The 13174-nt window shown below is 59.2% G+C and carries 12 protein-coding genes and 2 pseudogenes; 6 read left to right on the top strand and 8 right to left on the bottom strand.

Annotation, left to right across the window (positions count from 1 at the left end; all coding sequences use genetic code 11):
* Nucleotides 1–29 precede the first annotated feature (29 nt).
* From ACO6VD_RS02640 to ACO6VD_RS02630, 3 genes are all read right to left on the bottom strand, one after another.
* A complete protein-coding gene (locus ACO6VD_RS02640) occupies nucleotides 30–1094 on the bottom strand; it encodes a hypothetical protein (RefSeq protein WP_422416853.1) in 1065 nt (354 codons plus the stop codon).
* A gap of 77 nt (nucleotides 1095–1171) precedes the next feature.
* Nucleotides 1172–1549: a RidA family protein gene (locus ACO6VD_RS02635; protein WP_422416851.1), complete on the bottom strand. Its 378-nt coding sequence runs from the start codon at nucleotides 1547–1549 to the stop codon at nucleotides 1172–1174.
* A gap of 19 nt (nucleotides 1550–1568) precedes the next feature.
* On the bottom strand, nucleotides 1569–2699 hold the full coding sequence (locus tag ACO6VD_RS02630; protein WP_422416849.1) for an NAD(P)/FAD-dependent oxidoreductase: 1131 nt from the start codon (nucleotides 2697–2699) through the stop codon (nucleotides 1569–1571).
* Nucleotides 2700–2824: 125 nt separating this feature from the next.
* On the opposite strand from ACO6VD_RS02630, the gene ACO6VD_RS02625 reads away from it, so the two are divergent.
* The 5 genes from ACO6VD_RS02625 to arsH all read left to right on the top strand — a co-directional run bounded on the left by ACO6VD_RS02625 (nucleotide 2825) and on the right by arsH (nucleotide 6140).
* Nucleotides 2825–3445 carry a helix-turn-helix domain-containing protein gene (locus tag ACO6VD_RS02625; RefSeq protein ID WP_422416847.1) on the top strand — a complete coding sequence of 207 codons (621 nt, stop codon included), beginning with the start codon at nucleotides 2825–2827 and terminating at the stop codon, nucleotides 3443–3445.
* Nucleotides 3446–3728: 283 nt separating this feature from the next.
* Nucleotides 3729–4514 (top strand): sulfite exporter TauE/SafE family protein, encoded by a 786-nt coding sequence (locus ACO6VD_RS02620; protein ID WP_400172955.1) that lies wholly within the window; start codon nucleotides 3729–3731, stop codon nucleotides 4512–4514.
* A gap of 93 nt (nucleotides 4515–4607) precedes the next feature.
* On the top strand, nucleotides 4608–4952 hold the full coding sequence (locus tag ACO6VD_RS02615; RefSeq protein ID WP_422416844.1) for a metalloregulator ArsR/SmtB family transcription factor: 345 nt from the start codon (nucleotides 4608–4610) through the stop codon (nucleotides 4950–4952).
* Nucleotides 4953–4964: 12 nt separating this feature from the next.
* The gene (locus ACO6VD_RS02610) at nucleotides 4965–5435 is read left to right on the top strand and encodes an arsenate reductase ArsC (protein WP_422416842.1); all 471 of its coding nucleotides are present in this window, start codon (nucleotides 4965–4967) and stop codon (nucleotides 5433–5435) included.
* A gap of 12 nt (nucleotides 5436–5447) precedes the next feature.
* Nucleotides 5448–6140 carry an arsenical resistance protein ArsH gene (arsH, locus tag ACO6VD_RS02605; RefSeq protein ID WP_422416840.1) on the top strand — a complete coding sequence of 231 codons (693 nt, stop codon included), beginning with the start codon at nucleotides 5448–5450 and terminating at the stop codon, nucleotides 6138–6140.
* A 35-nt stretch (nucleotides 6141–6175) separates the two neighbouring features.
* Here the strand turns inward: arsH and ACO6VD_RS02600 are convergent, their stop codons facing one another.
* The 5 genes and pseudogenes from ACO6VD_RS02600 to ACO6VD_RS02580 all read right to left on the bottom strand — a co-directional run bounded on the left by ACO6VD_RS02600 (nucleotide 6176) and on the right by ACO6VD_RS02580 (nucleotide 11682).
* Nucleotides 6176–7927 carry a putative bifunctional diguanylate cyclase/phosphodiesterase gene (locus ACO6VD_RS02600; protein WP_422416838.1) on the bottom strand — a complete coding sequence of 584 codons (1752 nt, stop codon included), beginning with the start codon at nucleotides 7925–7927 and terminating at the stop codon, nucleotides 6176–6178.
* A gap of 9 nt (nucleotides 7928–7936) precedes the next feature.
* A pseudogene (locus ACO6VD_RS02595) lies at nucleotides 7937–8884 on the bottom strand (methyl-accepting chemotaxis protein); the annotation flags it as partial.
* A gap of 357 nt (nucleotides 8885–9241) precedes the next feature.
* Nucleotides 9242–9502, bottom strand: a pseudogene (locus ACO6VD_RS02590) (PAS domain-containing protein); the annotation flags it as partial.
* A 119-nt stretch (nucleotides 9503–9621) separates the two neighbouring features.
* Nucleotides 9622–10590, bottom strand: a complete 969-nt coding sequence (locus tag ACO6VD_RS02585; RefSeq protein WP_422416836.1) for a LysR family transcriptional regulator — start codon at nucleotides 10588–10590, stop codon at nucleotides 9622–9624.
* A 429-nt stretch (nucleotides 10591–11019) separates the two neighbouring features.
* Nucleotides 11020–11682 (bottom strand): hypothetical protein, encoded by a 663-nt coding sequence (locus ACO6VD_RS02580; protein ID WP_422416834.1) that lies wholly within the window; start codon nucleotides 11680–11682, stop codon nucleotides 11020–11022.
* 177 nt (nucleotides 11683–11859) lie between these two features.
* Between ACO6VD_RS02580 and ACO6VD_RS02575 the strand changes: the two genes are divergently transcribed.
* Nucleotides 11860–12807 carry a glycerophosphodiester phosphodiesterase family protein gene (locus tag ACO6VD_RS02575; protein WP_422416832.1) on the top strand — a complete coding sequence of 316 codons (948 nt, stop codon included), beginning with the start codon at nucleotides 11860–11862 and terminating at the stop codon, nucleotides 12805–12807.
* Nucleotides 12808–13174: the final 367 nt, after the last annotated feature.

Genomic DNA, 13174 nt, shown 5'->3' with positions numbered 1-13174 from the left:
GGTGCAATGCCCTCGCCAGGTGCCTGCTACTACACCACCACGGCGCGCTTCGTCCTGCCCATGCGCAGCCAGCCGATCAGCACCGCCACCATCACCACAAAACCCAGGTAGCCGAACAACGGGTAGACCTGGCCGACCAGGCTGATAAAACCGATCAGACTACAGATGAACGCCGCCACGCCAGTGACCACAGCGCCCAGGCGAAAGCTGCGGGTACCCGCCGGCAACAGCCGCGCCAGAAACGAATAGTGCATGCCCACCGCCGTGTTGACGATCATGCCGAAGATGATCACGCACATGATCACCCCCAGCGCCGGGGAAATTTCACTGGCAATCGACAGCATCGGCATCGGCAAATCAGCCACGGTGTCCAGACGTGAGAGCAACCCGGCGCTCATCACCAGCATCAGGCCGCCGAGCCCCGCACCACCGAGAATGCCTCCCCAGATCGCGGTTTTCTCCAGGCGTGCCGAACCACCGAGGATCGCCAGCATCGGCGCCCCGGCCACCACGTTGTACGACACATAGAGAAAGGCCCCCAGCAACCAGTGACTCGCCCCTGCTTCCTGCTGGCTGGCGACCTGGTCCAGTGCGGTGAAACTCAGGTCGCGGGTGAACACCGCATACAACGCGATCGCAGTGGCTGCCAGAATCAAAAACGGCGTGACGGCACCGATCAACACGATGACTTTCTGTATGTCGAGACAGACCACCGCCACCACCAGCAGCGTTACCAGCACACTACCGGTCAGTGCCGGGATACCGAACTGCTGTTCGAGCAAGGCGCCGCCACCGGCCAGCATCACCACCGTCACGCCGAACATGAAGAAGGTGATCAACAGGTCGACGAACAGGCCCAGATAGCGCCCGCAGATGGCGTACACAACATCCTTGTGCGAGGCGGCCTGCAGGCGGTTACCGAGGCCGGCCAGGGCCATGCCGAGAAAGGTGAACAGCGCGGCACTGACCAGGGTTCCGAGCAGCCCCCAGAGGCCGAAGTTGACAAAGAACAGCAATAACTCCCGCCCTGAGGCGAAACCTGCACCCACGATAACGCCGATAAAGGCGCCTGCAATTTTCAGCTGCTCTTTCATCTCGAACCCTCTGGCATCTATGGCCCTTTGCGGGCCTTGTTGTTTTTACCCAGTGCCGCGCAGGCAGGTATGTAGCTTCAGTCGTGGCCGATCCAGGCCTGCACTTCGATCTCCACATCGACACCCAGCGCCAGCCCGGCGCTCACCGTCGAACGCACCGGGTAGCCATTGGCGAAGAAGCTTTTGTAGACCTCGTTGAAGCCGGCGAAATGCGCCATATCCGAGAGCCAGACCGTGGCCTTGACCACCTGGTCGAAGCCGACGCCGCACTCGGCCAGGGTTTCGCCGATACGCTCGAGGGTGGCCTGGGTCTGGGTCTGAATGTCGCCACGCACCACTTCACCGCTGGCGCTCATGGGCACCTGGCCGGAAAGAAACACAAAGCCGCCGAACTTGACCGCCTTGGAAAACGGGAACGGCAGGTGGCTGGGAAAACGCTGGATAGTCGAGCTCATGGGAATGTCCTTTGGGTGGTTAACGAAAGCGCGCCGGTGACAAGCGTTGCGGCTCGACACCTTCGCGATGCAACGAAGCGGGAAGTGCTTGATCCAGCAGCAGCGCACAGGCCAGCTGCGAGACACCGGCCGCCGACTGGATGCCATAACCGCCTTGGGCGGCCAGCCAGAAAAACGCCGGATTGTGCGGATCGCGACCGATCACCAGGTCGCCATCGGCAACGAATGAACGCAGCCCGGCCCAGGTGTGGCTGGGGCGGCGGATGGTCAGGGTGGTAAGGGCTTCGATGTTGTAGATGCCGATGGCCACGTCGAGCTCTTCGGGCATCACATCCTGAGGCTCGACCGGATCGGCATTGGCCGGTGAACCCAGCAATTGCCCGGCGTCGGGTTTGAAATAGAAACTCTCATCGACCCCGATCACTGCCGGCCACTGCGCAAACGCATGGTCCTGTGGCCCTTCGAAGGTGAAAGCGCTGCGCCGACAAGGCTGCAGGCCAACGGCTTGCACGCCGCACAAACGGGCAACCTGATCGGCCCAGGCGCCTGCGGCGTTGACCAGTTGGCGAGCCTGTACCACGCTGCCATCGGCCAGATGCAGGTGCCAGAGACCGTCGGCAAAGCCCCCCTCGAGCAGTTCGGCATTGCAGCGCAGCTCACCGCCCGCCTGACGAAAACCGCGCAAGAAGCCCTGATGCAGGGCATGCACATCGAGGTCCATGGCGCCTGGCTCATGGAAAGCGCCGGCAATGGCCTCGCCTCTCAGGCTCGGCACCATCGCCAGTGCAGCCTGAGGATCGAGCAAGTGCACCTCGGTGCCATTGGCCAGGTTCTGCGCATAGCTGTTGGCGAGCAGTTCCTGCTGGTCGAGGCTGGCGACATACAGACACCCCCGCGGCTCCAGCAACCGATGCTCACAGAAGCCGGCCGGCGGCGACTCGTAGAATTCCCGGCTAGCGCGGGTCAAGGCCTGGATCTGCGGTGTGCCATAGGCTTCCATGAACATCGCCGCCGAGCGCCCGGTGGAGTGGTAGCCGGGCTGCGCTTCACGCTCCAGCAACAGCACGCTGTGCTGCCCTGCCAGCCGGTATCCCAGGGAAGCACCCGCAATACCGGCGCCAATGATCACGCTGTCGAATATCTGCGTCATAACCTTGCCATTGCCTGATGAAGAACGAAAATTATCACTTATGAGAATTCTATTATATGAGAATTTAGAATTACGCAAGCGCGCACGGTAAGATGCCTGACCGAAATGCCTGACCGAGATCCTTGATGAGTGACCGCTCCCCTGCCGCCGACCGCCCTGGTACGCAGCCCCCGATCGACCGCAGCGAAGTCGGCGCGCGCTTGCGCACCGTGCGCAAGAGTCAGCAACTGACCCTCAAACAGTTGTCGGAACGCTCCGGGGTGCCGGTATCGACCTTGTCGAAAATGGAACTGGCGCAGGTTTCTGTGAGCTACGAAAAACTCGCCGCAGCGGCGCGAGCACTGAATGTCGACATCGCGCAATTGTTTCGCTCATCTGAAATGGGCGATGCGCCGGCCTCGACCACCGTGGTAGTCCACTCGCTACCCACCGCGCCGGGTTACAGCACCGGGACCTATGACTATCACCTGATCGCCGGGGAGTTTCCCGAACGCCTGATGACCCCGATGTACGCAAGGATCATCGCCCGTGAGCGCCAGCAGTTCGACGAATTCATCCGTCACCCCGGCCAGGAATTCGCCCTGGTGCTCAGCGGCCGGGTGCGCATTGAATTCGAAACCGGTGAAGCAGTAAGTATCGGCGCGCAGGAAACCGCTTACTTCAACAGCAACGTGGGACACATCTACCTGTCCGAGAGTGAGGATGGCGGCGATGCTCATGTGATGGTGGTGATGACTGATCGGTGATCGGTTCAAATCCGGTGGGTATTTCCTGTGGGAGCGGGCCTTGCCCCGCGATCGGGCGCGTAGCGGCCGCAAATCCTGAGTGTGCGCCAACCCTGTTATACCGTATGGCTTGGTTTTACTGCCGCTTTGCGGCAGATCGCGGGACAAGGCCCGCTCCCACCTGGTGAACTTAGCTCTAATCCGTCCAGTTATAACCTAATAACGAACTAGTCTATTTCGCTATAAAAAAACCTTTATGCTGGCTTCCATCCGATCACGGGCACGTTGGACGCTTAGGTAATTTATGGATGTAGGTTCATTCGGCTTCACCATTGCAGGCCTCATCGTAGGATTCATCGTCGGCATGACCGGCGTCGGCGGCGGTTCATTGATGACCCCGATCCTGCTCTGGTTCGGCATCAGCCCGGCCACCGCTGTAGGCACCGACCTGCTGTACGCCGCCATCACCAAAGCCAGCGGTGTCTGGGTCCACAGCAAAAACAAAAACATCGACTGGAAAATCACCGGCTGGCTGACCCTGGGCAGTGTCCCTGCCGCCGCAGCCACCCTGTGGTTCCTCAGCACCCTGGACACCGACACCCAGGCCGCCAACGCCGTGATCAAACAAGGCCTGGCCGTGGTCCTGGTACTCACTGCCCTGGCCATCCTGTTCAAAAGCAAACTGCAAGCCTTCGCCAGCAAACACGCAGGCGACCGCTATCACTTGAGCGGCACCAGCCTCAACCTGTTGACGGTGGTTACCGGCGTCATTCTCGGCGTGATGGTCTCGCTGACCTCCATCGGCGCTGGCGCCCTGGGTACCGTCGCGCTGTTCCTGCTCTACCCCTACCTGGTCACTCGCCGCCTGGTCGGCACCGAGATCGCCCACGCCGTACCCCTGACCCTGGTCGCAGGCCTGGGCCATGCCAGCATGGGCAACATGGACTGGTCGCTACTGGGTTATCTGCTGCTGGGCTCGCTGCCTGGCATCTACCTGGGTAGCCACCTGACCGGGCGCATCTCCGACGGCGTCCTGCGCCCGTGCCTGGCTGCCATGCTGCTGATGATCGGTTACAAGCTAGCGTTCTGAAGAGCACAACCACCGCTCTGTGCTGCGATGATTGGCAAAACATATGAAAATACGTATATTCGAATTTCCATATGTTAATGCCAGACCGAACTGATGCTCACTCCCGCGCTTGTGTTCAAAAGCCTCGCCGATGAAACCCGGGCCCGCGCCACCTTGCTCATCACCCGTGAGGGCGAGCTCTGCGTCTGCGAGCTGATGTGTGCGCTCGACGACAGCCAACCAAAGATCTCCCGCCACCTGGCCCAACTGCGTGCCTGCGGGCTATTGCTCGACCGCCGCCAGGGTCAATGGGTGTACTACAGGCTCAACCCACAGTTGCCGGCCTGGGTCCATGAAGTGCTCAAGTTGACCCTCGACGCCAACGCCGAGTGGCTTGCCCAGGACAGTGCCCGCCTCGCTGCCATGGGTGATCGCCCTACCGCCCTGTCCTGCTGCTGACTGCGAGATTTTATGCGAATCCTGTTCATGTGCACGGCCAACAGCTGCCGCAGCATTCTCTCTGAAGCGCTGTTCAATCACCTCGCTCCCGCCGGCTTTGAAGCGGTGAGCGCAGGCAGTTTCCCCAAGGGTCAGGTGTTGCCTCGCAGCCTCAGCACCTTGCAACGCGCGGGTATCGCCATCAGCGGCCTGAGTAGCAAAGGCAACGATGCGTTCGCGGACAACCCGCCGGATATCGTCATTACCGTCTGCGACAACGCTGCGGGCGAAGCCTGCCCGGTGTACTTCGGCCCGGCGCTGAAAAGTCACTGGGGCCTGGAAGACCCGTCGGAAACCCACGGCAGCGAAGCACAGATCGAGGCCGCTTTCGACGCCACCCTGGCGCACATCGAACGACGCTGCAAAGCCTTCCTCGCTCTGCCGTTCGAGCAGCTCGAAAGCGAGGGCCTGCAACGTGAACTCAATCGCATCGGCACCCTTTGAACGGAGCTTCCCATGAACGACTCGCTACCCAACCTCGACAGTGAACTGATCAAGCCCTTCGCCGAGCATGACGGTCATAAACCGCGCATCCTGCTGCTTTACGGTTCGACCCGGGAGCGTTCATTCAGCCGCCTGCTGACGGAAGAAGCGGCGCGTCTGCTGGAGCGCTTCGGTGCCGAAACGCGGATCTTCAACCCCAGCGGCCTGCCCCTGCCCGATGACGCCCCGAGCAGCCATCCCAAGGTTCAGGAGCTGCTGGAGCTGATGCAATGGTCCGAGGGCCAGGTCTGGTGCTCGCCGGAACGCCATGGCGCGATGTCTGCGGTATTCAAGGCACAGATCGACTGGGTGCCCCTGGCGCTTGGCGCGGTACGCCCGACCCAGGGCAAGACCCTGGCGGTCATGCAGGTGTGCGGCGGCTCGCAGTCGTTCAACGTGGTCAATCAGCTGCGCGTGCTGGGCCGCTGGATGCGCATGTTCACCATCCCCAACCAGTCTTCGGTACCCAAGGCCTGGCTGGAGTTCGACGCCGAGGACCGGATGAAACCCTCGGCCTACTACGACCGGGTAGTGGACGTGATGGAAGAGCTGGTCAAATTCACCGTGCTACTGCGTGATCGCGGCGAATACCTGGTGGATCGCTACTCGGAGCGCAAGGAGACGGCAGAGGCGTTGACCCAGCGCGTGGGACAGCGGTCGATCTGACACTCGCGCAGTTGCTGTCCAGGGCAATTGCTCGGCTAAGACCTTCCGTCCTCACCTGTGTGCGCCAGCACAAACTGCCGCAGCTGGGCCAAGGGCAAGGGTCGACAAAACCAGAAACCCTGACCGACAGCACAGCCTTGTGCGCGCAGGTATTCCATCTGGGCGCGCGTCTCGACGCCTTCGGCAATCACCTGGATACCCAGGCTGTTGGCCAGCATCAGGTAGCCCTTGATGATCGCCTGGTCAATCGCGCTGTTGAGCACTTCGCGAATGAACACCTGGTCGATCTTCAGGGTGTCGAACGGCAAGGCACGCAGCGTGCTGGGTGATGAATAGCCAGTGCCGAAGTCGTCAATCGACACGCGCACGCCAAGGCTTTGCAGTTGCACGATGTTCAGCCGCGCTTGCTTGATATCTTTGAGCGCGGCGGTTTCGGTGACTTCAATCTCCAGACGGTTGGCCGGCAGTCCACTGCTGCGCAGAATAGCCGTGAGTTTGTCGACAAAATCGCACTGCATGAAGGTGTAGCCGCTCATGTTCACAGCGATGGGTACATCCAGCAGGCCGGCGGCGATCAGCGCGCGGTTATCCGCACAAGCTCGAGCCACGACCCAGGCGTTGAGCGCCGACATCAGGCCACTCTGCTCGGCCAGGGGAATGAACTCCTCTGGCGAAACCTGCCCGTTTTCCCCGTCGTTCCAGCGCAACAACGCTTCCAGGCCAGTGATCCGTTGTGGATCCCGGAGTTCGAACTGAGGCTGGTAATACAGCTCCAGTTGCTCCCCTTCAATGGCCTGGCGCAAGCGTTCGAGACGTTGCTGTTCGCGGTGCTGGGCGCTGCGCATCATCGGGTTGAAACAGGCGATGCGATTGCCACCCGCGTTCTTCGCCTGATACATGGCGAAATCGGCATCGATGATCAACTGATCGGGGGCCGGCGAATCGCACTCGATGCAGTTGGCGCAGGTACTGACACCAAGGCTCGCGCGCACGGTCAGGGTCATGCCATCGATCGACAGCGGTGCCTGCAGGCAATCGAACAGGCGTGCCGCCAGGCTCATGCCGGCCTGCTCGCTTGCAGATTGCCGGGCCACGACGACAAATTCGTCACCGCCGACCCGGGCCAGCAGATCGTCGCTACGCAGGCACTGGCGAAAACGTCCGGCGATTGCCACCAGCACCTGGTCCCCCACGTAATGACCGTGGTTATCGTTGATGAACTTCAGCCCGTCGAGGTCGATGAATACCAGCACCAATTGCTGTGCCTGGGCACGCGCCAGGGCGATCTGCTCCGGCAGGCGCTCATGCAGCGCACTACGGTTCATGCAGCTGGTCAAGGTGTCATGGCTGGCCAGGTGGCTGATGCGCTGACGCAGCTGCAATTGCTCGCTGATGTCGTAACACACCCCGATCAGCAACTGACGCCCACCCAAGCGCAACTCGCCAACGCTGACGTGCAAATCGAACAGCGAACCATCCTTGCGCTTGCCCTGTAACTCGCGGACCAGTCCATGGAGCTTGCCCCCACCACCAGCCCGGTAAGACGCCAGGCATTGCTCATGGCGCGCGGCACAGGCTGAGGGCATCAGTTGGAAGATGTTCGCGCCGGTCAGTTCGGCAAAGCCGTAGCCGAACAACTTCTGAGCCGCCGCATTGATGGCCTGAACCCGCCCCCATTCGTCCGTGATAACAATGGCATCCGCAGCGGCTTCAAAAATCGCATAGGGAATGCTCGTCAGCTCACGATCAGCGTTAGCCGCAAGCTTGGCAAAATCCTCTCGGGTCATGGTCCTGGCCTAACGGTTGAACCGGTCCACCAGCGCATACATCTCGTGCGCCGTCTGTTCCAGTTCCCGGCCAAGAGTGGCAGAGCTGGCAGCAATGTCGACGTTCTGCTCCGACACCTGGGCAATGGTTGTAATTTGCCGACTGATGTCCTCGGCGACGTGGGCCTGCTGCTCAGAGGCTGCCGCCATCTGCTCGGTCATCTGATGAATGTGTTCCACCGCCACACCAATTCCCTCAAGGGCGTTTTGTGTGGCGATCACCTGGTCGACCCCGGCATGGGCTTCATCGCTGCCCTGGCGGGCAATGTCCACCGCCTGGTTGGCCGCACTGTGCAGCGTCTGAATGATGCTCTGGATGGTTTCAGTCGATTCCTGGGTCTTGAAGGCCAGCGCCCGGACTTCATCGGCAACCACGGCGAAACCACGGCCCTGCTCCCCTGCCCTGGCTGCTTCAATAGCGGCGTTGAGCGCCAACAGGTTGGTCTGGTCGGCGATCTGGCGAATCATGTTCGAGGCAATCTGGATCGACTGGGTTTCATCAGCGAAGTTTTCCACCGACTGACTGATCTGGCTCACCGTGTCCTGCAACTTCTCTATCACCAGGCGCGTCTTGCCCGCCTCCTCGGAGCCAACCTGGGTCAGTTGATTGACGTCCTCGGCCTCACGGGCAGTGTCGTGAATATGGGTGGACACCTCGGCAATCGAGGCCGCCATCTGGGTCATCGCCGTTGCGGCCATATCGGTCTCGTCACGCTGGCGTTGCAGCGACAACTCGGAGGCCTGCGCCAGCTTGCCGCTTTCGGCGGCCATGGTCTCGGTCTGGTTGGCGTAGTCGCCCGAACGGCTCAGCGCGGTACGGACCTTGGCCTGCTCACTGATCAGCGCCATCATCAGTTGCGCCACAGGGCCCTGCTGGTCGGTGTAGGTGCGGGCAATCAATTCGCTGTCGAAGCTGTCCACCGCCGCGTTACCGGCCTGGGTAAACTTGTGCTGCAGACGCCAGTGGGCGGCTATCTGCATGCCGACAAAGCCGCAGGCCAGTACACCAATGGCCGCCCAGCTATCAAGAAAGACCACGGCCACCAGGCCAGGCACGCCCAGCACCAACGGCGCCAGCCCATGCTCGAGCGCAGCCTTGGCCAGGCCCTTGATGCTCCCGCTGCGCTTGCCCGTGCGCATGCGCTCATACAGTGCCGAGGCACGCTCGATATCCGCCCGCTGCGGCTTGACCCGGACCGACTCGTAACCCACCACCACCGCGCCCTCGAAGATCGGTGTGATGTAGGCACTGACCCAATAGTGATCACCGTTGCGGCAGCGGTTCTTGACGATGCCCATCCAGCTTTTGCCGTCCTTCAAATAGGACCACATATGGGCAAATACTGCTTCCGGCATGTCCGGATGGCGCACGATATTATGCGGGCTGCCGAGCAGCTCCTCGCGGCTGAAGCCACTGATAGCCACCAGTTCATCATTACAGTAGGTCAGGTTGCCGTGCAGGTCGGTGGCGGAAATCAGCCGTTGCTCGTTCTGGAATATGACTTCCTGCTGGGTGACCGGCAGATTACTTCTCATGCTCTGGCATCCGTTTTTCTTGGATTAATTCAGGTGTAATTACCCACATTGTATTTGTGGCAATTGGCCATACGCCCATGAATAGAGGCGCCTCAGCTATAGCGAAATGGAATAGAGGGTTAATTGGCGTGATCGTCTGCTGCGCAGGGCTGGCCGGTCAGGTTCAGGCATTCGCGAAACAGTCGTGTGGCAGGGTCGAGGCTACGGCTGGCCGAGTAGAAACAACCGATACGCCCGAAACTCAGGGACTTGCCGAGATCGAAGGCCTTGAGTTTGCCGCCATGGGCCAGTTGCCGGGCGGTTTGTTGCGGGAGGAAGCCAATGGTTTGTTGGTCCTGCATCAACTCATAGTTGGTCAGGGCTGCAATCGATTCGATGACATTGACTGGCGGCCCCAGCTCCAGTGTTTCGAACAAGCGGTCGACAGTGCGGCGCAGCAGCCCACTGCGCGGCGGCAGAATCCACGGAAATGGATGCAGCTCAGCCAGGCTCACTGGCCGATTGGCGGCGTGCAGTGGATGTTCGGCACCAGCAACAACACACAGCCCCTCCTCGTACAGCACATCGACCTTCAGCCGCGGCTCGTACTCATGCCAGCGCCAGTCATCGGGAATCCGCCCGACAACGATATCCAGCTCGCCGGCCAGCAGGCTGGAGAACAATTGATCCATCTGCCCGACCCGAACGGTCACCAACACCCCGGGTGCACGCTCCTTGAGCAGGCGCAAGGTATGTGGCAACAACAAGGTCGATGACGAAGTCAGGGACCCGACCATGACCTGGCCGGTAGTACCGCTGTGAAAGGCGTTGACCTCATCGGTGAGGCTGCGCAGTTCACTGAGCATCGCATGGGCCCGACGCACCACCACACCCCCTAACTCGGTAGCGTGCACGCCGCGGTTGCCGCGTACCAACAGGGCCGAGCCGAGAAAGGCTTCCATTTCGTGAATGATCTTGGTAACGGCTGGCTGGGTCAGGTTCAGCGCCTGGGCGGCGCCTACCAACGAACCGCTGCGCAGCACCTGGTCGAAGACCACCAATTGATAGAGTTTGAGTTTACGGGCAACGGAAACGACGGTTGACTTCATGGGTAACACCTGGCGACTATCGAGTGTTAACCGTGTTTTAGCGGCACACCCTCGATATACGGGCGACTCCTTATTATTTTATTAACTCACACCGAAACTTCGCAGCGAAGAATGAGGAGTTATTCATTCCTTTAAAGCCAATATAGAGGGCATAAGAACGGGGGAAATTGATACAGATCATCTATTACGGGCAAGCAGGAGAGAGGCACAGACCCGAAAGACGCAGGCGTTATACAAACACAAACTATTCGCACTTATTTACAGTTATTACTTTCAATGTAAACACATCTCAACGCGAGATTAAAATCAAAATACGGAAATGCAATATAACCATTTGGAATACCTGCATTTTTATTATTCGTTTAACTTCTCAGGCGGTGCCTGGAAACAAAAAGCCCCGCACGCGGCGGGGCTTGTGCTTGAGCGACGTCAGAACGATTCAACAGGCTTTTGCGCAGCCGCGTGGGCTTTGTTCAACTCCAGCTTCGGGAAGGAGAAACGGATAACCAGCGTAGCGTCCGCCCCTTCCCCTGTCAGCAGCAACTCGGCAGAACGGGTGTTATCAGGAGACCCCAGAAGCATCATGGTCATACTGGCGTACTTTTTCACGGTGTCCGCCCCCTCAAGGAAGGTGTAACTGAAATCGCCCGCCGCAGTGCCCAACTCTGCGTAGCTGGTGAATTTGGTCAAGAATTCATCGCGACTACGGGTTTGCCTGGCGAGCTCGACCAAATCCAGTTGCGATTTGCCATCTGACATCATCGACAGGGTAAACGTATTGTTCAGTGCGGCCATTGCTGCGTCATAAAGCGCTTGTTCATAATCACTGACCAACGAAACCGTCGTCAACTTGTCCGCGGAAAAAACCAGGGCCATGGTGAACTTGTGGCCGATAAAATCCACATCATCCTTACACACGGCGACTGCCCCTACATCTTCTGAGCAATCGTAGTAGCCCTTGGCTTCAGAATAGGTGGACAGCGGCGAGTCATAGGCAATGTCCTTGAACAGTTTGTTCTCGGCCATTGCCGAGGGACTGCCTCCCATAAGCATTGCCAATGCAAATCCGATAGATCCCATTCTTTTTGACATTAGGTACTTCCTTGTAAGTGAGCAAAACAATTCAATAGTGGCGCACTGCTATAGCATACCTGCACCCGATGTTTCCACTGGAACACCCGATGCGTCTCTCCCCTGCGAGCCGACAGAACCGCCCGGATGCACAGCAGAATTGGTAGACTATCTCACCTTTGCTTTTTGATCGGATCAATGAACATTCATCATCCCTTCGCGCTGCTGGTTGCTGGTCTCTTTATAAGCGGATGCGCCTCACTTTCTGGTACCGACAAGACAGATGTGCACCCGCCGCTGATCGTCGCTCACCGGGGAGGGGCTGCCGATTATCCGGAGAACACCCTACTGGCCATCGACAATGCCCTGCTCAATAACGTGGATATGATCTGGCTCACTGTGCAGCTCAGCAGTGACAATGTACCGGTGCTGTACCGGCCAGCCGATCTCGATGCGAATACTCAGAGCTCAGGCCCAGTTTCCGGCAAGACCTTAGCGCAGCTACAAGCACTCAATGCCGGGTGGCAGTTCAAGCGTATAACGGCCGACGGCCAGGTTACCTTCCCTTATCGTACTCAGGCGGTGCCGCTGCCTTCGTTGGAGCAGGCACTTGCAGCGACCCCCCCTACCACACCAATAATCCTTGATATGAAGGCCTTACCCGCCGCTCCGCAAGCCCAGGCAGTTGCACGCGTGCTGGAGAAGAATCTGGCGTGGAACCGAGTACTGATCTACTCCACTGATGCAGACTACCAAAAATACTTCAGCCGCTACTCTCATGCCCGAATGTTTGAATCCAGGGATAAAACCCGCGAGCGTCTAGCAACTATGGCCCTGGCACACAGCTGTATCTCAGCGCCGCAAGCTGGCACTTGGGTCGCATTTGAGTACCAGCGTCAGGTTGAATTAGTTGAAACATTTACTCTGGGCGCAGGGCGCTCACCGGTGAATGCCAAATTGTGGACACCCCAAGCCATCGATTGCTTCCAATCCAAGGGCAAGACGAACATTTTGGCTATCGGAATCAATAGCGATGAGGATTACCGGATGGCCGCTTACTTGAAGATCGATGCGGTACTGGTAGATTCGCCGAAAAAAGGTCGCGAAATGAAGCAACGTATCGAACGGTCGTTGAACCGTGATTAATTTCACGCCGGATTATGCTGACGAAATCCAATAGACCCGAAGTATAGCCCTCTCCCCGGTTGCACTGGAGTATTGACAACAAGTGGCGTCACAGCCAAGCGCTGACTTTCGCTTTGGAAGCGGAAGGGCTGGTCTTCTTTCCAGGCCACGAGCCAATGAAGGGAGAAAATTGCCGAGGCACCACAAGGTGCCCCAAGCGCAGGGGTGACTTCCACCTGATCGAATGATCTCCTGCCTGGTGCCACCGCCCAATGGATAAGAAAGCACTTACCAAACCAGAAGCCAGGTCATGAGAACTGCCACAGCAGATTCAGAGGCCCTGAGCTTGTTCGAGCCGCTGGGACTGCACGACCTACGAGAGCAAGCC

Origin of the sequence: Pseudomonas sp. GZD-222, from assembly GCF_049310525.1 — a bacterium.
Taxonomy (GTDB): domain Bacteria; phylum Pseudomonadota; class Gammaproteobacteria; order Pseudomonadales; family Pseudomonadaceae; genus Aquipseudomonas.
This window is presented reverse-complemented; position numbering and strand designations above follow the sequence as displayed.